Below are 22,418 nucleotides of genomic sequence, written 5' to 3' on the forward strand. Positions count from 1 at the left end.
AAAGATCCATCCAAGGGCTCTCTAGTAACTAAAAGACTCAAGGCTGGATGGGACAATCAGTATCTATTGCAAGTGTTTAACCAAATTTAAGTGCGTTGACCCTGGTAAATCCATCTATTACAAGAAAGTATGGAGGTGAGGGTTTAGGACTTGTGATTTGTAGAAAGCTAGCCGAAATGACGGGTGGTGGAATTACTGCATTTAGCGAGAAAAATAAGGGTTCTGAATTTACATTAACGATACCTGTAGAATTAAATCAAACCAAACAACTCGCAAGTAATAAAAACACGCAAGTAATTAAACAAAATATTCCTGTTGCTGGAATGAATATTTAATTGCTGAGGATAATATTTTTAATCAGATTATAACTTCTAAAATGCTTCAAAAATCAGGTTATAAGTTTTCTGTTGCCAACAATGGTGCAGAAGCAGTATATAAAACTGAAAACGAATATTTTAACATCGTATTAATGGATATTCAAATGCCCGAAATGGATGGAGTTACTGCAACAATCGAAATTTTAAACCGTTACAAAACCAAAAACCTTGTTCCGCCCATAATAATTGGTTGTAGTGCAAATGCAATGGAAGAAGATAAAAAAAGTTGCCTAGCTGCTGGAATGAAAGACTTTTTAGCAAAACCTTTTACACTTGATGATTTGAGAACCATTATGATAAAATGGACCAAAACAGTAGAAAAAGAATATAGTTAATCAAACTTTAGTCAAAAAAATTCCTCTGCGTAACTTACATGCTTTTTATTAGTCTTTAGATTTACTTTTACAAAAATGTATCAGAAATTTAATTAATGAAAAGAAGAATTAATCTATTACCATTCGCAATTTTTACCGCTTTTTTTATTTTTTTTAACGCTTATGTACTTTCGGGATTAACTACAGTGATAAGCTCGAAAATTTTAATCACGATATTCTGGATTTTCGTAGTTACGATAAGCATTTCTATCCTTTACGCAATACAAAGAATGCGAGCCAAAGGAACTGATCTCTTTTTTACAATTGCTACTCACCTATTCTTAATTTTTTTCGTAGCGGAAGTAATTTTTGCTGTATTCTTACTCTTTGGAGACATCTACCGCTTAATTTTAAGTGTTTTTTCAAATTTCCAAACCGAAGGTTTTCATTGGGTAGCCAGAAGTGAATATTGGGTAGATTTTGCTTTGGCAATTTTTGGGTTAACTGTTATCTTATTTATTTATGGAATAACAAAAGGTAAATATGCGTATAGAGTTATAAAACACACATTATATTTTGATGATTTACCTGATGCTTTTGATGGCTTTAAATTAACGCAAATATCAGACGTGCATGCCGGAAGTTTTACAAATCCAAAAGCAGTACAGAAAGGTATTGATTTAATTAATGAGCAAAAAAGTGATCTTTTTGTTTTTACCGGAGATTTAGTTAATAATGCTGCATCCGAAATTGTTCCCTATATCGGGCATTTTTCGCAGATAAAGGCTCCTTTCGGACAATTCTCTATCTTAGGGAATCATGATTATGGTGATTATGTAAAATGGCCTACTGAAATTGATAAAATTAAAAACCTGCAACAGCTTAAAACCTATCATGCAGATTTAGGATTTAAACTTTTATTAGATGAGCATGTAGAACTCACAAAAAACGGTCAAAAAATCATCCTGGCAGGTGTAGAAAATTGGGGCATTGGTTTTGGCGAAAGAGGCGATTTAAAAAAGGCTTTACAAAATACTTTACCTAATGATTTCAAAATACTGCTTTCTCACGATCCATCGCATTGGGATGCACAGGTTAAAGAGTTCCCTTCAAAAATTCAACTTACACTCGCAGGCCACACTCATGGTATGCAATTCGGAATAGAAGCTTTCGGAATAAAGTGGAGTCCTGTAAAATATAGATATAAGCACTGGGCAGGCTTAAAATCCGAAAACAATAGATACCTAAATATTAACAGAGGTTTTGGATTCCTTGGTTTTTCTGGCAGAATTGGGATTTGGCCAGAAATTAGTGTAATAGAATTAAAAAGAAAATTGAATTAGTGATTTTGAAATTTCATCTCCTTATTTAAAAATTTTAGGAGAGCAATCTTTTTAATCTTCCTTACAACACTGTTTTTTTAATACTCTACAATTTAAAAATCCACAGGTTTTTTTAAGGAATTTTTAAAATTGGCAATGTAATATTGATTTATTTTTCCTTTTCTTTGATAAAGCAACTAACCCATCCCGTGTTAAAAATACAAAAAATAAAATGAGTAATATAGATTTAACAAATCGCTACAAATCAATGAATTATCGTCGTTGCGGAAAAAGTGGTTTAAAATTACCAGAGTTATCTCTTGGTCTATGGCACAATTTCGGACATGTAAACGTTCACGAAAACAGCAAAAGCCTCATCGCTACGGCCTTTAGTAAAGGCATAACTCATTTCGATTTAGCGAACAACTATGGGCCGCCGCCAGGATCTGCTGAAGAAACTTTTGGCAAAATATTAAATGAAAACTTTAAAAGCTATCGCGATGAAATGATTATTTCATCGAAAGCTGGTTATACCATGTGGGATGGACCTTATGGAGACTGGGGTTCAAAAAAATATTTAGTTTCGAGTTTAGACCAAAGTTTAAAGCGAATGAAATTAGATTACGTAGATATTTTCTATCATCATCGCCCTGACCCAGAAACACCTTTAGAAGAAACAATGGCTGCGTTAAGCTTAATCGTTCAGCAAGGCAAGGCTCTGTATGTTGGTATTTCTAATTACCAGGCAGATGAAGCCACAAAAGCGTTTAAATTGTTAAAAGAAATGGGTACACCGTGTTTAATTCATCAACCAAAATATTCGATGTTCGAACGTTGGGTTGAAGATGGTTTACTCGATGTTTTACAAGAAAACGGCGTAGGCTGTATCCCTTTCTCACCTTTGGCTCAAGGCCTGTTAACGGATAAATATTTGCATGGCATTCCTGCTGATTCGAGAGTAGCAACGAGTGGTGTATTTTTAAACGAAAGCAATTTAACGTCAGAAAAACTTTCTAAAATTGCAAAATTGAATGAAGTAGCAAATACTAGAAACCAAAAGTTGGCACACATGGCAATAGCCTGGTTGCTTAAAGATGAACGTGTAACTTCAGTATTAATTGGTGCAAGCAAGCCTGAACAAATAACAGATTCTATAAAAGCTTTAGATAATACGAGGTTCGATAAAGAAGAACTAGATAAAATTGATAATATTTTAGCTGGCTAAGTTTAAATCTTAAAAATAAATTCCTCGAAAAACATTTAACTTTTGAGGAATTTATTTAAATCTTCAATTTGCATTGTTAAATATTTTTTAAAAAAATATAATTTTTAAAACCAAAGGATATAAATGTTTGTTTAATGGCTAAATAAAGACCTATTTTTATGATGAGCCAACAATTTACACCTGATTTTAACGATGAGTTTATAGTAGTTGCCGATGAGCAAGACCGAAAATATTGGGCTGCGAGATTAGGTGTTAGTATTGAAACACTAAAATCGGCGATAAGAGCCTGCAAAAGCACAACACTTCACTGCGTAAAAAATTACTTAAACGAGAGTGGAAAAATAGCTATTCAAACTTAATTCTAATTAACTTTTTTTCTCTTAAGCAATATCTTCTTCAGGAAATTCTTCTCTGAGCTTTTCAATTACTTTATTAATTATTGTTTCAGTCTGGTTTAAGGCCACTGGCAGTACAGAAGCATCTAAATTTTCTCTACCTATAGTCTCTATATCTCTAATCGTTTTTAGTAGAGGAAATATACTTAGATTATCTACACTAGATTTTAGTTTATGCGCAATTAACCCCATTTGCTCTAAATCATTTGCATGATAAGCATCAATCATTTCTTTGACTGTAATTGGGGTTTGCTCACAAAACATATCCACCATTTTCTTCACAAAAGCCTCACGGCCTTTACTAATGGTTCTTAGTCCTGCTAAATCATACAGTTCTTCTCCACTAGCTTCATTTTCTACAAACTGCATTATCTCTGTATCTGCTTGATTTTCAGAATCTAAAGTAATCCATTTATCTATTGTTTTTAAAAATTGTTCTTCGTTTATAGGCTTAGTAATATAATCGTTCATTCCAGAAGCTAAGCATTTCTCTCTTTCTCCTTTAATTGCCGATGCCGTTAAGGCAATAATTGGAATATCGTTTCCACTCTTTCTTATCTGTTTTGTAGCCTCATAACCATTCATAACAGGCATCTGAATATCCATTAGAATAACATCAAATGTTTCTCTCGAAATCATTTCGAGGGCAATTTCCCCATTTTCTGCAACCATTACAGTAGCACCAAAATCTAACAGAAGTATAGAAGCAACTAACCGATTTAAATCATTATCATCGGTAACCAAAATCTTCCTTCCAATTAAAAAGTCTTCACTAAACTGAGTTTCAACCTTTTCAGGCATGTCGGCACTAACACCTTTAGGAAACTCAACAACAAACGAAATGGTCGAACCTACTCCCTTAACACTTTCAACAGAAATTTCGCCACCCATTTGCTCTACTAGCTCCTTGCAAATGCTCATACCTAAGCCTGTACCACCATACTTACGACTTACAGATTCATATTCCTGACTAAATTTTTCAAAGAGATGTTTTACAAAGGATTCATCCATTCCAATTCCGGTATCCTTAACAGATATTTGAATGACTTGCGAATTTGGTTTATCGGTTACTACATGGCAATTTAAATCGACAGATCCTTTTTCTGTAAATTTAACTGCATTAGTCATTAGATTTAGTAAAATCTGATTTAAGCGATAAGGATCGCCAATTAATACCTTAGCAATGTTTCCATCGAAGTAGAAATTATTAAGGTCTAATCCTTTCTCTTCTCCTTTATGCGTAATAACCTGCATGGCATTTTGAAGCACATCAATCAGATTAAAGCCAATATTTTCTAAACTTAATTTACCTGCATCGATTTTAGACAAATCGAGCACATCATTAATAATTACCAATAAGCTTTTTGATGCGGTATGTATCGTTTCTAAATAAAACTCTTGTTGCGGCTCTAGAGTGGTTTTAGCAAGCTGATTGGCCATACTCATAATTGCATTCATCGGGGTTCGTATTTCATGGCTCATATTTGCCAGGAAAATTTCCTTAGAATGGGCAGATTGCTCGGCTTCAATTCTTGATTCGACTAATTCAATCTCCTGAACTTTTTGGTCGGTTACATCTAGATGAATACCAATAGAACCAACCAACTCAGATTTATCATTATAACGCGGTGCACCACTTACTAGCCACCACTTTCTGTCTCCATTTTTATCTTTAGTTTCAACTTCATAAGCATCTGCAAGTCCTTTTTCGCGGTTTTTCCACATCTCCTTCTCTAAATCAGAGCTATCGTTGAAAAGAAATAAATCGGCCGATTTTTGTCCAATTAACTCAGGCATAGAATAACCACTCATATAGCAGAAACTATTATTAGCATACGTTATTTTGCCTTCATTATCAACTTCTAATAAGCCGAGTTTCATATTGGCTAAAATACTTCTGTATTTCTCTTCATTAATCCTTAACGATTCTTCAACACTCTTTCTTTCGGTAATATCAGACATAAAACCTGTAAAAACCTTCGCATTGTTTTGATCGGTATATGAATAGGAAGAATGAACGGCATACCACCTTGTATTTATCCCTGGTATGGTAATTTCAGATTCATCGTAAAAAGGTTGAAGCGTTTTTCTACTATGTTGTTGCTTTTCATTAATTCTCTCTTGGTCTGCAGGTGCTATATATTTCTGATTCCAGAATTCATCTGCAGTAATACCAAAAACACGTTTTATGGCTGGGCTAATATACCTTAACCCATCGGTTCCATCATCCCTATATTCATACTCGTAAATTACTCCCGGAATGTTTTCAGATAATGATTTAAATTGTTTTACACGTTGTTCTAACTCTTGTTCCGTTCTTTTAATAGGAGTAATATCAGTATGGGTACCAACAACACGAAGTGGCCGACCAGTTTCGTCTTTTTCTATAACAACACCACGATCCAACACCCATTTTATATCACCATTTTTATGAATAATGCGGTACTCCTCATTATGAGAATCGATTTTACCCCTACGATAATTTTTAAAGTTAGAGAGCAGTAAATGAAAATCATCTTTGTGAACTTTATCCCACCAGTTTGATTCCCCTTGCCCGAGTTCGTTTTCAGAATAGCCCCAGAATTCGTTATTTGTTTTTGAGAAAAAAGTTTTCCCTGTCAAGAAATCATGCTCCCAAACATTGCCGATTTTTTCAAGTGCTACTCTAAACCGGTTCTCTGATTCTTTTAGTCTTTCTTGCGATTCTTTTTCTCTTGTAATGTCTTCTATCAATGCAAAAAAACCAGTTACCTCTCCATTTTGATTATGAATTGGCTGGCCTTTGATTCTGGCCCAATAAGGCACTCCAGATTTCGAATAATTATAAATATCGGCGTTAAAAGAATCACCTTTAGATACCTGTGCATTTAAATAATCTAATGTTTTTTGACTGGTGCCTGGTCCATGTAAAAGATGCTCTGGCTTTCTACCAATAGCTTCATCAAATGAATAACCAGTCATTGTGGTAAAACTTTGATTTACCCACGTAATTATATCATTATTATCCGTTATAATTACAGTGTTAGTATTTACCTCAGCAATTTGTGATAAAATAAGCAATTGCTCTTTCTGCTCTTTAGTAGTCCGTTCGAAATTTGGTTCTGCTATTTCTAAACTATTAACCGATGAGCCGGCAAACAGAAAGTGATTTTCTTCTTCTAAAAATTCGAAATTTCCAGATATCAATTTGCCTAATTCATTTTTAAGAATTAGATTGATAAATTGGCCACTGATAGATTTCAAGGTTAAATAATCAATCGATTGGTTATTTAACTCGACGATATTAAAATTTTCAGAAAAAGATTTATAATTAAGGTTTTGATTTATTTTTTCCAAACCAGCACCATACGATTCTATAACTAAATCTTTATTAATAATAATAAAAAAAGGAAATAATCGGTTTAATTGATTTTGGTTAAAGGAAAATACAGATGCACTCATATTTTTCAACGATAATTTAGTGGTTCAAAGTTTCGAGGCCTTGAGAGAGCTTTTAATTTAGTAGATGATAGTGTTGCCTGTTTTAATTGGCAATTAAATATTTCCTTGCTCCTATTTTTGATACAAACTTTATATTTTAAGGAGATAAAGAAAATTAAAGATATGGGTTTAAATTTAAATATATATATAGACTAATATTTTTCCTACTATTAAGTTGTAGATTTTGAATTTTGTTTGCATTTCATCTAAAAAAAGTAAGAAAAATCCCCACCCCACATAATGTGGGGCAAAAAAGATGAGCTTTCGTCAAAAAAATATTTTTTTTAAATTATATGTCACCAAATCAATTTGTAATTAGATACCTTTTTTATATCATTGCACAATGATATAAAGTTGATTTTAAACCTTTTTATTATTGATATACTGCTCAATATCATAAGAAAATTAATAACTACAACTAAATACCAGTTAATTGGCTAGATATTTGCTTTTTGATTAATCATACCCCAAACAGTTGAATGAAATCTACAATTACTACTATTCTTAAAATAACATTTAAGTTATTACAAAAATTTTCTTTTGTTTGTATTCAAAAATTATTATATTTCTTTGATAAACATGCTACAAAAAATGTCAAACTAAGTTTAATGGGCTATACAAATTAATCAGAAATCAAATATTTACAAGTTTAAAAAACCTATCAACAGTTTTAAGTTATTTAGGAGCTGTAGTTTAACATAACCCGCAAAATGAATTTATCAGGCACACGTTCAATCAAAATTTTGATAGTTGAGGATGACGTATTTATGCAGGCAATACTGGAAGAAATCTTAAGTTCTACTTATAATATTGAAATTAGATCGAATAGTTTGGATGCTTTATCTTATTTACAAAACGGTAATATTCCTGATTTGATTATAGCTGATTTAAATACGCCAAAACTTAATGGTTTGCAATTAATTGAACAAGTTAAAGTGAGTGATTTTTTTAATTCTGTTCCCATCATGATTTTATCAGGAGAAGAAAGTTCGGAAAAAAGAATTAAATGTTTAGATGCTGGAGCAGATGATTTTATAGTAAAACCTTTTAATCCGGCAGAATTAGAAGCAAGAATTAGAGTTGTGTTAAGACGTATGGGAAAATTGAGCGCTTAATTATGAGTGAAGAAATTTACGTCGACCCAGGAACACCAATAATAGCTCTTTTAGGGTTCGAAGATTCATTTGCTTCAATGTTTGCAGATTGCGACTTCGAAGACAAAGAGCTCGTTCATTTCGAAAATGGAATGAAAATGGCTACCGCTTGGGTTGAACAAAATCTGCAAATTGTTGCTATAATTTCTTACAGTGAAATTATGGCCCCTGCTGGTTTAGCTTTAGTAGAAACCTTAAAAAAGAAAGAACTTCCTTTAGTACCATTTTTCTTAGTGGTAAACTATTTTAATCCTAACCTTAGAAAACTTGCACTTTCAGCAGGAATTTCTGATGTATTTAGAATTCCATTAAAAGTTCATAGAATTGAAAATCGTGTCAACTTTCTTATTAAAAATTGGAATGAATTAAAAGATAATATTACGCCCAATGTACCACCAATAAAAAATATAGGATTTGCAAAAAGAGTATTCGATGTTTTCTTTGCCGGTTTAGCTCTTTTCATGCTTTCCCCATTATTTTTAATTATATACATATTGATAAAAATAGAGTCAGAAGGCCCTGTTTTTTACTACTCTTTACGTGCCGGAACTGGTTTCAAGGTTTTTAAATTCTATAAATTCAGGTCGATGTTTGTTAATGCAGACCAGCGTATTAAAGATTTAAAGCACTTAAATCAATATGACATTGATGCTGTTAAACAAGAAGATAATATTATTAAAGAAAGTCTTTGTAATCAATGTGCTGCAGAAGGCAAATGCCAATATCCACTCTACGCAGATAACATTCAATGGTGTGAAAAGGATTTTAAGTATTCCAAAATGAATTCGGGTTCTGCCTTCTTTAAAATTAAGAACGACCCTAGAATTACTAAAGTTGGTAATTTTATAAGAAATACAAGTATTGATGAGCTTCCTCAGCTTTGGAATGTAATTATTGGCGATATGAGCATTGTTGGAAACAGACCGTTACCACTATATGAAGCCGAAAAATTAACCACTGATAAATATGTTTTGCGCTTTGCAGCACCGGCAGGTATTACTGGCTTGTGGCAGGTAGAGAAGCGTGGAAAAGGCGATATGAGCGAAGATGAAAGATTAATGCTGGATAATACTTATGCAAAAAATCAAAGTTTTACTAACGATATCAAACTGATTCTAAAAACGATTCCGGCATTACTTCAAAAAGAAAATGTTTAGATCATTTCTTGCATAGCCCATTAAATCGCCTAATCTTTAAGTTAAGATTAGTTCTCAAAGCTATTTGTAAATGCGAAAGGTAACTCTTTATCAAAATCTATTTGAATCTGTTGCTAGTGAAATATCAATGGCAACTAAGCCTTCAGGTTTTAATTCTATATCAAAATATACCTTAACATCTTTTAAATTGTAGAAAAAAGACGTCCCGAGGTTAAAGGGAATCTCTTGATTATTTTCATCTGTAATTATACCAGATCCTTCCTCATTAATTGAAGTTATTTTGCCTTTTCTCAGCATTAGTTAATAAGTTGTAAACACCAAACAATAGGTTTAGCAATTATATGAATTTTTGTATAATTAATTCGTATAATTTAGAATACAATTTACGATTTATTTGATTAAAAAATTACCATCAAAAAAAGGCAGAAGTTTACCCCCCCCTGCCTTAACCAAACCAACTGAAAAATTAAATTTATTTTTTTGTAACCTTAAATTCCGTTCTTCTATTTTTTGCTCGCCCTTCAGGATTATCTTTCCCATTTTTTAGCCTATTAGGAGCAACAGGCGTAGATTCTCCATAGCCCTTAGAGGTTAATCTGCTAGCTGAAATATTTTTACTTATAAGATAATCTACACATGATTTAGCTCTCCTTTCAGACAAATCTTGATTATAAACATCAGCCCCAATATCATCTGTATGTGCACTTAACTCTATCTCCATCTCTGGGTTATCATCCATAATAGTTATTAATGCATCTAAAACTTTTTTCGAAGAGTTGGTTAATTCAGCGCTATTAAACTCATAATAAATATTATCAAGCACAATCGGAACGTTAATTTTAAAGGAATTTAAACAATAATCCATATACATTAATGTATCTGCCTTAGCTATCTCTTCATAGGTGTAATTTTTGCTTAAGGCAAAGTAGTTATCCTTCGTCATGTTAAGTTTCACAGGTCTTCTGCTATCCATTTTAAACTCATATCTTCCTGTATTGTCTGTAATGATATTGTTCTCATTTTCCTGGTCGAGCATCTTAACGTTAACACCATTTAAAGGTTTTTTCGTTTTACAATCGGTAATTATGCCCGAAACAGAAATATATTCTCTCTTAACCTCAAAAACTTCTAAACAACATGATGATTCCCGATCTGAACTGATATAAGCTTTACTACCATCAGCATTTATTGGAGAAAAATAAATATCATCTTTTGAAGAATTAAAAGGATAACCCATATTCTTCGGTGTGGTCCAGTTTATCAAGTTACCCTCCGATTCGAAAAAATCTAATCCACCAAAACCAACTCTTCCATCGGTACTAAATAATATTTTTTTGGTTTGACTATTATAATAAGGTGCTTTCTCATCAGCCTCTGTATTAATTTCTGCCCCAAGGTTAACAGGCTGGCCTAAAGAGCCGTCGGTTCTTATAGCCGAATACCACAAATCATATTTCCCGTAACCACCAACTCTATCAGATGAAAAAATCAGGAATTTACCATCACCCGTTACAAAAGGTTGTGCCGAGTTAAAATCTTTACTATTAATTTGAAGTCCGAGCGGCTGTGGATTTGTCCACTTATCATCTATTTTAGAGACAGAATATATTTCATACTTCTGTTTGTCTTTCCAAGCCGTAAAATAAGCTACATTACCTTCGGGGTTAAAGCTTACTGCAGCAAATTCCATATCCTTTGGTAAATTTAAATCAATTATTTTAACGGCAATTTCTGTTTCGAGCAATCCGTTTTTAACGCTGTAAATATTATTAATAAATGGATTTGCTTTTGTAGAAACTTGAGTTTCGCCATTTATCGTTTTAATAATATCAGGTTTGCCCGAAACGGCAACAGGTCTCGATGATGTAAAATAAAAGTCGTTACCACTTTTAACCGGTGCATAGTTAGAGCCTAATCCATTAACATTATTTGGTAATTTCTTTATCTGAACCAATCTTGGATACCTCATTTCTTTTATTGCAAACTTGCAGGAAAGAATTTCCAGATTTGCCGTTTTTACAAATTCATCTGTTTTATTTTTTTGAATAAATTCTTCGAAAGCGATTATTGCCTGCTGAAATTTTTTGTTTGCCCTTAAACTCTCTCCATAGTAAAATAAAGCTCTTTTATATTTAGGATTACTAAAAGTACTTGCTACTGCATAATACTTTTCTGCCTCCGTATACTCCCTGTACATTCTACTAGATTCGGCAAGGTTATATAAAGAACCCTCATAATCTTCAATTAATTTTTCATCGCGGTTTGCCTTTTTTTCTTTTCCGTAAGGAATAACAATCTGGGTACTATCTGAAGAAATTTTGAGGGCTTTTTTATAAAATGAAGCTGCCGCATAATAATCTTTATTTTGAAAATAAACATCAGCTACTTTTTTATAGTTAGCCACATATTGCGCTTTAACAGCTGTACAACCCACAACAACAAGAAAGAGGATTAATTTTTTCATAATAAATAATTATAAACGAGGACAGAAAAAGTTTGGACCAATTATACCATTACGGCCAATTAAAGAAATAGATAACTCTAACCCGCCATTGCTATTCGAAGCACGTTGAAATGTTGAAGTATTTACATCGTAGCTTAAACCAAAAACCATATTTTTAAATTGCAAGCCTACAAATGCTATAGCTGCATCTTTAACACGATAGTTACCACCAAATAAAACATTAGACTGATTATTAACCATTAATTGAGCATAAGCACCAACAGAAATCTCGTTCGTATTACCTTGGTACATTACTAACGCATTAGGAACTAAATCCAAAATCTCAGAAGCCCTTATTCTTGCACCACCATGCCCTGTAAAACGAATTGGTGTACGCGAGCTGTTATCAGAAAAACGTTCTATTGGCCGGTTTAAATGAGCAGCGCTTGCACCAAAAAAAACATTAACATTTTGGTTAGGATTACCATCGAAATACATAATACCTGCATTAATATCGGGTACAAAAGATGATGTTGATGAAAAGCTTTCGCCACTTAGCATACCACCATCATAGCCTGTTATTGGGTTAAATTGGTTACCAAAGCGACCTTGAGACAAATCAAAGCTTCTATTAACGAAACCTGCCTGCAAACCAAAACTTATCATCTGTAATCCTTCCAAACCAAATCTTAAACGATAAGAACCCGAAACTAAAGCTGTTAAATAATTAAAATTTAATTCTCCCGCTCTTTGGTTTAAGATTGTAGCGCCAAATGCAAAATTCTTGGTTGGCGCTACGTCAAAAGATGCGCCTCCAGTTAAAAACGAATTAGACAATGCGCCCCATTGTTGCTTAAAATTAACTGATGCCCTATAATCGCCATCAATTACTCCCGTTAAGGCAGGATTTAACCACAAAGGATAGGCATAATATTGAGAAAAATGCGGGTCAGTTTGTGCCTTGGTACTTATTGCCGTAATACTTAAAATCAGTATTGCTAAGTATATTTTCAATGTTGATAGAATTTTCATGGGATGTAGTTTATAGCTGTAAATTATACCTGTTAATTATCTGATTAAGGTTATAGTACCTTTTTTAACCACTGTTGTTCCGTCTGATGATTCTGCCTCAATCATATAAACATATACACCACTTGGCTGCGCAATTCCTTTATAAGTACCATCCCATCCTGTTGTAGTTGAATTTACCTGGAAAATAAGTTGTCCCCATTGCGTATAAATATTCATTTTAACAGAAACTATGGTAGTTCCGTACGCCAGGAACACATCGTTTTTACCATCGTTATTTGGGGTAAATACATTAGGAATATATATCTGATTACCAAGTGGATTAGCTGCTTTTCCGGTTGTAGTTGTCGAATTTGCACTTGTTTGGCAACCAAGTTGGCCTAGTGCCCTAACCAATAGCGTAACACTTTGATCGGGTTTTAAGCCAGAAATCAAATGACTTGTTGCACCAGTAGGTACTTGCCAGTTCGCACCGCCATTTGTTGATATTTCATAGCCCAAAGCACCAGTAACAGCATTCCACACAAACGTTACACTATTTTGGGTAGTGGTTTCAACTTTAACAATAGGTATTGCCAAAACAGGCAATATCGTTATGGTAACGGGAGTTCTTGATGCACTTGCACAACCCGAAGCATTAACACTTTCAACATAGAAAATAGTTGTTGCCGTTAATGTTGGTGTTACAAAAGTATTTCCTTGTGCTAAAGAACTACCTCCTGAGCTTGCAGCATACCACCTGTAAGTTAATGTCGGATCAGGTGAAGTAACATTTAAAACAGTAGTGCTACCAGAGCAAATTGTACCACTTGTAGCACTAATTAAGCTCGGCGCAGCAGGAATAGGTAAAATTGTAACCTGAATTACTCTCGCATTTGCTGGAGAATTTTCGCATTTATTATCACCTCTTACGGTAACATAATATGTTGTATTACTGTTTAATGCGGCTGTTGTAAATACTGATCCTACGAAAGATATATTTGTTAGGGCTGCATCACTGTACCAAGTAAATATTGGGTTAATCACGGTTGTTGAGGATGCCGATAAAGTTGCAGAAGAGCTAGTACACACAGCAGTATTTCCACTCACGATTATATCGGTTGTAATAGCTAATGAATTTACTGTAACCGTTACAAGCTTAGCATCTGCGGCTGCATTTTCACATTTATTTGTTCCTTTAACAGTTACATAAAAATTAGTTGTGCTTGCAACGTTAACATTATAAAATGGGCCTGTAAACACGGGAACAGTTAAAGAGGCATCACTATACCAGGTAAATACTGGTTGTGTAACCGTTAAACTTGATGCCATAAGCGTAACTGATGAACCAGAACATATTTTTTCACTGTTAAGCGTAATATCTGCCGCAGTTGCATACTCTTTAACGATTATCGTAACAATTTTAGCGTTCGCTGGAGTATTAGCACAACTATTATCTCCTCTTACCGCAACATAATAAGTTGTTGTTGCGTTTAAAGCTGGCGTTGTGAACGATGCTCCTGAATAAGCAATGTTAGTTAGTGCAGCATCACTATACCAGGTAAACACAGGATTATTAACGGTTATTGATGAGGCTGATAAAGCTACTGTAGAGTTTTTGCAAACTGAAAGTGAACCACTTACGTTAATATCGCCTGCTGTTGATAATGGATTAGTATTTACGGTTACAGTTTTTGCTGTAGCAGGGGTATTTTCACATCTTCCATCACCTTTAACAGTAACGTAGTAGGTTGTTGGAGCAGTTAAAGCTGGTGTTGTAAACGATGCTCCTGAATAAGCAATTGTAGTTAGTGCAGCATCGCTATACCAAGTAAACACAGGATTACTAATAGTAGAGCTAGCAACAAGCACAGTTGATGAACCAGCACAAAGTGTAGTCAATCCAGATACATTAACATCTGTAGCAACCGCTACTGGGTTAATAAGAATATTTACCATTGCTGCATTGCCAAAACCATTTGCGCAACGATTATCTCCACTTACTGTAACATAATATGTTGTATTCGAATTTATTTGAGGTGTGAAGGTAGCACCAGTATTTACCACGTTAGTTAACGCAGCATCACTATACCAAATAAAAGTTGGATTGGTAACCGTTAAACTACTAGCTGTTAGCGATGCCACTCCTGCGCTACATAAGTTTGTTGTTCCTGTAATTTGAATATCAGATGCTATTGCATTTTGATTAACAGTTATAGTAACTGGTGTTCTGCTAGAATTAATACAACCAGAGCCAATTTGTGCCTCTACATAATATGTATAAGTTCCAGGCTGCAAATTTGAAGCAGTTGTAAAAATACTATTATTGCTAACCAATAAATTACCCCCTGTAGCTGCATCGTACCAATTATAAATAATGCCTGCAACTGGCTGAACACTTAAAACTATAGGAGAATTTATACAGGTTGATGTAGGGTTTGTATTAGTAGGTATTGGGGCTGAAGGCGGTGCTGTTATGGTTACGGCAACTTTTACTTTTGCTGATTCACATCCATTATTTCCAGTAGCAGAAACAAAGAAATCGTAGGTTCCAACACCTAAAAGTGGGTCTGTTAAGAATGTAGTTCCATCTTTACCAGCTTGATAAACATTACCTTGATACCATTTGTACGTTGTATTTGGCTTTGGATTATTAACACTTAAAACAGCCGAAGAGCCAGCACAACTACTTGCAGTTATTGCACTTACTTCAGGAGCCATAATAGATCGCTGCGCATAGTCAAAATTGATAGATGTTAATACGCCAACCAGGCCTGAGCTTAAACTTAGTTCAACACCATCCAATTGTTTCGTAGGTATAAACACAAGTGTAGCTTCACTTCCATCACTAGCTAGTTCTAATTGAATTAAAGGATTATTTAGTGTAACGGCGTCTAAATTTGAATTAAGACCATTATAGGTTGTTAAGCTTATATTAGGTAATACTGCTGCAGATAATAAATTGCCTGGCGATGAAATTTTAATTCTTAACGTATCGCCAATATTTGACAAACCACCAGAAAAGCCTAAACGATGGTAAACTGAAGTACTTATATCTGCAGATATAAATAATATTGAACCAGTATTAACATCATTATCAATAGCTGCTCCTGCATTATAAACACCTGATATTGAATTATTCACGCTGGCAGCTAGTATTGTATTGGCAAAACCGCATGGTGCGGTACCTGGGGTTATCGGCGTTACTGTTACATTAACTTCTGCAATTGCAGAAATACCGCAACCTGCAACTGTTGCAGTTACATAATATTTTGTATTAGAAGTTAAAGCTGGCGTTAAAAACGTTGCACCAGTTTCAACCAAATTATTTAATGTGATATCACTATACCATTTAATTTCAGCACCGAAAATTGAGGATGTCGCTGTAAGCAGGGCTTGCGAACCAGAAACAATTGTAGCAGATGCAGGAGTTAGGATAGGTGCATCAGGTGCGGTGCCAATATTTACTGTCGCTGTAGCTCTCGCCGATGCTAAACCGCAGTTATTTGCAGCTTCTAACTGGTAGGTAGTGTTTGATAAAGGCGTAACAGTTAAAGTAGTACCATTTGGTCCTGCCGAATTACCCAAAGCATCATACCATTTATAAATAACTCCATTTACTGGGTTTTTAACCTGCAGAATAATTGCGGTCCCCGAACAAGCATTAACCGTTGGCAATAATAATTCTGGTAAAGCTGGTATTGGTTCAACTATTACATCAACTTCAGTTTTTGCACTTATACACCCCGAAGATGAAACTATTGCTACATAGAATTTAGCACTTGCGGTTAACGCTGGCGTTGTAAAATTAGCTCCATCAAAAACTGCATTCTGCGCTTCGTCGAACCATCTGTATGTAGTTGTTCCAACCGGATTTAGTACCTGAAGTGTTGCTGTTGAATTTGCGCAAACATTAACACTAGATGATGCAACTTCTGGTGTCAACAGGCTGCGCTGCATATAATTTAGGTTTACAGAAGTTAATGCGCTAACAACTCCTGAATTTAAACGAAGTTCTGCTCCATCGAAAGCTGCCGATGGTATTAAAGTTATTAATGCTTGTGTATTTGCGCTCAATAACTGTACGTTAAGCAAATTACTATTCAATAGTGTTGCATCATTATTAGATGTTGCTCCATTATAGGTTGTTATTGAGATATTACCTAAAACACTAGCAGATAAAATACGCTGAGGAAAAGATACTAAAACCCTTAATGTATCTCCAACCCTGGATAAACCATTGAAATACAGAGACTGATATACTGAAGCTCCAATTACCCCAACAGGCATAACCAGCGAGGAAGCTGTTTGTGCATCGTTATCAACTGCAAGGCCAGGATTAAATACATTAGCAAGTAAAGCAACTCCTGTTACCCCATTTATTTGAGCAGATGCAACTTCGCAAGGTATTGCAATTGGCGTATCTGTTCCGGTAACGGTAATCGTTACTTGTACACGAGTAGAAGAAGCACAGCCCAAAGCAGAAATAGATTCTACATAGTAGGTTGTAGTTGTAGTTAAAGGTTGCGTTACAAACGTTTCCCCTGTATAAACTGGAGTTGTTCCAGCTGGCGAATCGTACCAATTAAAAGTTACTCCAGTTTCTGATGAGCTAGCACTAAGAGTAGCGGTTTGACCAGAATTTACAGTTAAAGAAGACGCAGCAACTGTTGGTATTGCTGGTAATGGGTTAACATTAACAGTGGCCGTAACTCTGCTGCTACTTACACAACTTCCATTGGCAGCTTCTAAATAATATGTTGCAGTACTAGTTAACGGGATTGTTGTAAATAGGCTACCTGTAAAAATTGGCGTCCCCCCTGTTGATGCAGCGTACCAGTTATAAGTTACGCTTGGATCAGGATTGCTAACAGATAATGTAGCCGCAGCGCCTGAACAAACATTTGCAATTGGAGCTAAAACAGGAGTTGAAATTACAGGAATTACCGTAACCACAACAGGTATTCTATCTGTATTGGCACAATTACCTTTAACAACTTCGATATAGTAAGTTGATGTTGTAGTTAAATTTGTTGTAGTAAACGTCTCTCCTGATGCAACAAGATTCCCACCTGTTGGTGCATCGTACCATCTTAAGCTTGTGCCTCCATTTGCTGTTGCAGATAATGTTGCCGTTGTACCTGAACAAATAGTTTGAGATCCACTTGTAATGGTTGGACCTGGATAAACAACAGTGGCTCCATAAATATCTAAGCTGCTAATTGCAGATACTAATCCACCAAAACGAAGTTCTACCCTATCAAAAATACCACCTGCCAGAAGTGTTGCTTTAAATCTTGTTCCACCTAACAAGGCTAACCTTAAAACAGATGAATTTAATTGATAGCTACCAACTAATGTTGTACCATTTAACACATTAACAGTAATGTTGCCCAATACAGATAAATCTAAAAGTCCGGTTGGTAACCCCAAATCTAAACGGATGCTATCTGTTGCAGCGCCAAAAGAAGGAAATATTAATTGCTGATAACCAGTTGATAAAGCCCCTACAGCCAATGAAATTCTTGTAAAATTATTAGGATTAGAATCGGTTGAGTTACCTGCTCCAGTAATGCCACATAGTAAACATATCCCTGTAATACCAGTATTTTGCGTATTTGCTGCATTACAGTTTGTGTTACCTCCATCTGTAATAACAGTAACCGTAACAGGTACACGGCTAGCACTTAAGCAACCATCAGCATTCGTAGTTTCAACATAATAAATTGTTGTTGCTGATAAAGGGGGTGTTACAAAATTAGAACCTGTAGCTAATTCCGTTCCTCCACTTGCAGCAGCATACCATTTAATTGTATTTCCGGCATCAGCTGATGCAATTAGCGTTGTTGTCTGACCTGAATTTATTACTTGATTATTAGTTGTGATAACAGCAGGATTTGCTGCAGGATTAATTGAAACTGTTACAGCTGTTCTTGTGCTTGATGCTGTACCAGAAATCGCCTCTACATAAAATGTTGTTGGTGCATTTAAAACAGGAGTTACAAAAACACCCAAATTATTTGTTGCCAGCGGTGTATTTCCTGCAGACGCATACCAGTTGTAGGTTACACCATTTTGAGGATTTGTTACACTTAATGTGGCTGAATTACCAATACAAACTGTAGCATTAGCAATTGTGGGTTGATTAACATTGACAACGATAATGTAATCGGTATTAACTTTATTATTATTCGCATCTGTTGCGACTAACGAAACAATATATGTACCACCCAGGGTAGGTGTACCTGTTATCTCTCGGGTACTAGTGTTAAAACTTAATCCCGGAGGTAAATTAGTCGCTAAATAAGTGTAAGGTTCTGTTCCTCCAGTTACTAGTGGCAAGGTTTGAGTAGGATAAACAATTCCTACTATTCCGTTGGGAAGAGTTGCTGTTGGCAGAGATAATAATCCATTGATTTTTAAAGGATAAGTATTACTAGCAGTAGCTCCTTGTGAGTCGACCACTGTTACAGAAACAGTATAATTACCACCTTGAGTTGGAGTACCTGAAATCTCACGGGTTATTGTATTAAAAGTTAAACCCGGTGGAAGGCCTGTTCCAGAATAAGTATAGGGACCAACTCCACCTGTTGCAGATGGAATATTTTGAGTAGGATAAGTTACTCCTGCAGTTCCATCGGTAAGCACTGTAGAGGGCAATATAAGTGGGTCGGTAACAACTATTGTATAATTTGTTGTAATGGTTTTTCCATCTGCATCCGTAGCCGTAACTGGAAAAGTATAATTACCAGAAGCAGAAGGTGTACCCGTAATTTCGCGTGTTGCTGTATTAAATGCCAATCCCGGTGGAAGATTAGTAGCAGCATAAATGTAAGGCCCGGTTCCACCTGTTGCAGATGGAATAACCTGTGTATTGTAAGGCTTTCCAGTTATACCACTTGCTAAAGATACAGCTGGCAATAAAAATGGATCCGTAATTTTAACTGTAAAACCAGAAGTTGCACTATTTCCATTCGCATCTGTAACGGTTATGGGAATAGTATAAGTACCCATCTGACTTGGTACTCCACTGATTTGTCTCGTTGAAGGATCAAAAGTTAATCCCGGAGGGAGATTTATTGCAGAATAAACATAAGGCCCAGTTCCGCCTGTTGCAACCGGAATGTTTTGAGAAGCATAAGATACACCAGTAACTCCATCTGGCAAATTTCCTGGTGTAAGTACTAATGCAGCGGAAACAACAATATTAAAATTTGTTGTTGCAGTACAACCTTTAGTATCTGTTGCGATAATAGAGAAAGGGAAGTTGCCTGTAACAGTTGGTATTCCAGAAATTATTCCACCAGTAGAGAATGTTAGCCCAGAAGGTAAAGCACCACCGGTAATTGCATAGGTAAAGCCTGGAGCACCTCCTGTTGCAGCATCGATTTGTTTGCTGTATTGAAAACCGTTTGCTCCATCTGGCAGCGTTGTTGTATTAAATAAAATTGCTGGATTTACGGTAATGGTAACGGGAACCCGTCCTGATTCTTCTGTACAACCTATCTTTCTTGTTGCCACATAATAAACTTTATTGGCGGTTAAAAGTGGGCTTGTGTAAGTACCGTTAAAAGATGTAGTTGCCAGCACTGTCCCACCCTCTATCACATCATACCATCTTAATTCGTTCGTATTTAAAGTGGTAGCCGTTAGGTTTGCAGCGCTATTATAACAAGCAGCGATACTGTTTGTAGCAGGCAAAGTAAAAGTTGCCCTACCCGAAGATCTGGTCAAACCATAAATTAAAATGGTTTGTGTTAAATTAGCATTTAATAATGATGAAAAAGTAACCTGAACTCTATCAAAAGCAACGCCAGGAGAAAATGGAACCGTTACTGGCTGGCCACTATTAAGCAAAGCAAGTAAATCTAAGCTCAACAAATTCGAAGCCGATTGTGAAAAAACCTGATTGTTGCCATTATAAGCAGTAACTCTTAATGCATTTAAAAGACCTGCGTTAACTAATGCAGATGAAGCACTAAACCTTAAATTAAAATCATCGCCGACATTAGAAACTGTACTAAAATAAAAATTCTGACTAATTGAACCTGCAACCCCCAATGCGCCTAAACTTAGTTCGGAGTACGTGGTTTGGCTTGCATCTATTGCCAAACCCGGATTAGTTACTCCAGCTTTACCCAAGCCTAAAACATCTACTGTTAAACCATTTCCTTCAAAATCTGTTGCAAATGCCTGAGCGCAGGCATCAACCCCACTCGTGTAAAAAGCGTTGTAAACTTTCGTACTATTCGAAATAGTTAATAACAATCCATTAGTAACATCACGTAAATAAACCCTATCATAATCTTGATTTGGTCTTAATGCCACGTAAAAAAATCCATTTGCATCTCTTACTATTCTTAAATTCGAACTTGTAAAACCTCCGGTACTAGCCCCACTTAAAACTGTTGTACCTGATGAATTTCTTGCACCAACCTCTATGTAATGACTACCTAAAACTACTCCTCCTGCTACACCGGCTAGTAAACCACCTAAATTCCCACCCAATAGTTGGTTCAATAGTGCTGGGTCAGTATCTATTCTGATGTAAGAAGTTGTTCCAGCAGAAATTGTGCTTGGAAACTTAAGCTCTATCGCTCCGGAATAGGCTCCTACCCCTATTAACAACCCTCCGTATGATTTTACGGTAGCAAATGTTAATGCATCATCTGTTATCGCATTTGCAGCATTTTCTACCGTTTGTGGTTGTCCAGTAACCGAGCTTACCGTGTTAGCATAAATTTTTGTTTGGCTATACGATTTCTGGTAAATGAGCGTTAATAAGATAATTGGAATTACTTTAACAGAGCAGAATTTCCTAAATAAGGACAAGTAGGTAAAGTTTTTCATATAGGGCGTTTTATAGTTGTGATTTTTTAAGCGCAAATTTTATCCCCTTAAGAGAGTATTCGTCGCGTTTGTCAAATCTACGTCAGCCACATCTTACCAGTTTTATCCATTACTGTTCATTATTCCTAAGATCTGTTCATTCATTTTATTCATGGGCATTTTGTTACCTAAATCATTTTTGCTATTGCATAATTATAATGATATTAGTAGGTATCATTCTCTAAAATGAATAAAAACGAATTACTCTCTCAACTTAGGAAGTTCGTACTTATAAAATCGGGTTTAAGAAACATTGACCCCGCCCATTGTAAGACGATTTCTGAACTTATATTTAAGGAAACGAAAAATTACGTTAGCGAAACTACTGTAAAGCGTTTTTTTGGCTTTGCCCAAACCATACACAAATTCTCCTTATTTACACTAAATAGCCTATCGCAATACATCGGTTTTACAGATTGGGAGTCATTTTGTAAAGACAAAGAAAATGAAGCCAGTGATGTTAATGACATTTGGCAAGATTTAAAATTAAAGTGCCAGGCCATTACCGAAGTTTCATTAATAGCAAAAAAAAACAGTTCTGGCGTTCCATTTCCTGACTTGTCCCTTTTAGTGCGGTGGGAATAATTTTGAGATAATTTCTTCCATTTTGTCAGATGGCTTTGCTTTTACGTTAGCTATTTTGTTTGTAATGTG

13 protein-coding genes are annotated in these 22,418 nt (G+C 35.2%); 8 read left to right on the forward strand and 5 right to left on the reverse strand.

Annotation, left to right across the window (positions count from 1 at the left end):
* The first annotated feature begins 95 nt into the window (after positions 1-95).
* The 5 genes from ACFOUY_RS10360 to ACFOUY_RS10380 all read left to right on the forward strand — a co-directional run bounded on the left by ACFOUY_RS10360 (position 96) and on the right by ACFOUY_RS10380 (position 3,597).
* Entirely contained in the window at positions 96-335 is a 240-nt protein-coding gene (locus ACFOUY_RS10360; protein ID WP_378960481.1) for an ATP-binding protein, read from the forward strand.
* Between the two features lie 41 nt (positions 336-376).
* Positions 377-712, forward strand: coding sequence for a response regulator (locus tag ACFOUY_RS10365; RefSeq protein ID WP_378960482.1), 336 nt, complete (start codon positions 377-379; stop codon positions 710-712).
* 95 nt (positions 713-807) lie between these two features.
* On the forward strand, positions 808-2,034 hold the full coding sequence (locus ACFOUY_RS10370; protein ID WP_378960483.1) for a metallophosphoesterase: 1,227 nt from the start codon (positions 808-810) through the stop codon (positions 2,032-2,034).
* Positions 2,035-2,245: 211 nt separating this feature from the next.
* Entirely contained in the window at positions 2,246-3,238 is a 993-nt protein-coding gene (mgrA, locus tag ACFOUY_RS10375) for an L-glyceraldehyde 3-phosphate reductase (protein ID WP_378960485.1), read from the forward strand.
* Positions 3,239-3,396: 158 nt separating this feature from the next.
* The gene (locus tag ACFOUY_RS10380; protein ID WP_378960486.1) at positions 3,397-3,597 is read left to right on the forward strand and encodes a DUF3606 domain-containing protein; all 201 of its coding nucleotides are present in this window, start codon (positions 3,397-3,399) and stop codon (positions 3,595-3,597) included.
* 21 nt (positions 3,598-3,618) lie between these two features.
* Here the strand turns inward: ACFOUY_RS10380 and ACFOUY_RS10385 are convergent, their stop codons facing one another.
* Positions 3,619-7,074: a PAS domain S-box protein gene (locus ACFOUY_RS10385; protein WP_378960487.1), complete on the reverse strand. Its 3,456-nt coding sequence runs from the start codon at positions 7,072-7,074 to the stop codon at positions 3,619-3,621.
* 749 nt (positions 7,075-7,823) lie between these two features.
* On the opposite strand from ACFOUY_RS10385, the gene ACFOUY_RS10390 reads away from it, so the two are divergent.
* Entirely contained in the window at positions 7,824-8,228 is a 405-nt protein-coding gene (locus ACFOUY_RS10390; protein WP_378960488.1) for a response regulator, read from the forward strand.
* A gap of 2 nt (positions 8,229-8,230) precedes the next feature.
* Positions 8,231-9,424: a sugar transferase gene (locus tag ACFOUY_RS10395; RefSeq protein WP_378960489.1), complete on the forward strand. Its 1,194-nt coding sequence runs from the start codon at positions 8,231-8,233 to the stop codon at positions 9,422-9,424.
* A 90-nt stretch (positions 9,425-9,514) separates the two neighbouring features.
* On the opposite strand, the gene ACFOUY_RS10400 is transcribed toward ACFOUY_RS10395, so the two are convergent.
* The 4 genes from ACFOUY_RS10400 to ACFOUY_RS10415 all read right to left on the reverse strand — a co-directional run bounded on the left by ACFOUY_RS10400 (position 9,515) and on the right by ACFOUY_RS10415 (position 21,725).
* Entirely contained in the window at positions 9,515-9,721 is a 207-nt protein-coding gene (locus ACFOUY_RS10400) for a hypothetical protein (RefSeq protein WP_378960490.1), read from the reverse strand.
* 175 nt (positions 9,722-9,896) lie between these two features.
* On the reverse strand, positions 9,897-11,888 hold the full coding sequence (locus tag ACFOUY_RS10405; RefSeq protein WP_378960491.1) for an OmpA family protein: 1,992 nt from the start codon (positions 11,886-11,888) through the stop codon (positions 9,897-9,899).
* A gap of 9 nt (positions 11,889-11,897) precedes the next feature.
* Complete coding sequence (locus ACFOUY_RS10410; RefSeq protein WP_378960492.1) at positions 11,898-12,899, reverse strand: PorP/SprF family type IX secretion system membrane protein; 1,002 nt, start codon at positions 12,897-12,899, stop codon at positions 11,898-11,900.
* 36 nt (positions 12,900-12,935) lie between these two features.
* Positions 12,936-21,725 carry an Ig-like domain-containing protein gene (locus ACFOUY_RS10415; protein ID WP_378960493.1) on the reverse strand — a complete coding sequence of 2,930 codons (8,790 nt, stop codon included), beginning with the start codon at positions 21,723-21,725 and terminating at the stop codon, positions 12,936-12,938.
* Between the two features lie 225 nt (positions 21,726-21,950).
* Between ACFOUY_RS10415 and ACFOUY_RS10420 the strand changes: the two genes are divergently transcribed.
* Positions 21,951-22,349, forward strand: a complete 399-nt coding sequence (locus tag ACFOUY_RS10420; RefSeq protein WP_378960494.1) for a hypothetical protein — start codon at positions 21,951-21,953, stop codon at positions 22,347-22,349.
* Positions 22,350-22,418 lie beyond the last annotated feature (69 nt).

The organism is Pedobacter jamesrossensis, from assembly GCF_042650905.1.
GTDB lineage: Bacteria > Bacteroidota > Bacteroidia > Sphingobacteriales > Sphingobacteriaceae > Pedobacter > Pedobacter jamesrossensis.

Coding starts and splice junctions, on each gene's coding strand:
- ACFOUY_RS10380 (WP_378960486.1), top strand. CDS start 3,397: ATGATGAGCCAACAATTTACACCTGATTTTAACGATGAGTTTATAGTA.
- ACFOUY_RS10395 (WP_378960489.1), top strand. CDS start 8,231: ATGAGTGAAGAAATTTACGTCGACCCAGGAACACCAATAATAGCTCTT.
- ACFOUY_RS10370 (WP_378960483.1), top strand. CDS start 808: ATGAAAAGAAGAATTAATCTATTACCATTCGCAATTTTTACCGCTTTT.
- ACFOUY_RS10365 (WP_378960482.1), top strand. CDS start 377: ATGCTTCAAAAATCAGGTTATAAGTTTTCTGTTGCCAACAATGGTGCA.
- mgrA (WP_378960485.1), top strand. CDS start 2,246: ATGAGTAATATAGATTTAACAAATCGCTACAAATCAATGAATTATCGT.
- ACFOUY_RS10420 (WP_378960494.1), top strand. CDS start 21,951: ATGAATAAAAACGAATTACTCTCTCAACTTAGGAAGTTCGTACTTATA.
- ACFOUY_RS10410 (WP_378960492.1), bottom strand. CDS start 12,899: ATGAAAATTCTATCAACATTGAAAATATACTTAGCAATACTGATTTTA.
- ACFOUY_RS10385 (WP_378960487.1), bottom strand. CDS start 7,074: ATGAGTGCATCTGTATTTTCCTTTAACCAAAATCAATTAAACCGATTA.
- ACFOUY_RS10400 (WP_378960490.1), bottom strand. CDS start 9,721: ATGCTGAGAAAAGGCAAAATAACTTCAATTAATGAGGAAGGATCTGGT.
- ACFOUY_RS10405 (WP_378960491.1), bottom strand. CDS start 11,888: ATGAAAAAATTAATCCTCTTTCTTGTTGTTGTGGGTTGTACAGCTGTT.
- ACFOUY_RS10390 (WP_378960488.1), top strand. CDS start 7,824: ATGAATTTATCAGGCACACGTTCAATCAAAATTTTGATAGTTGAGGAT.
- ACFOUY_RS10415 (WP_378960493.1), bottom strand. CDS start 21,725: ATGAAAAACTTTACCTACTTGTCCTTATTTAGGAAATTCTGCTCTGTT.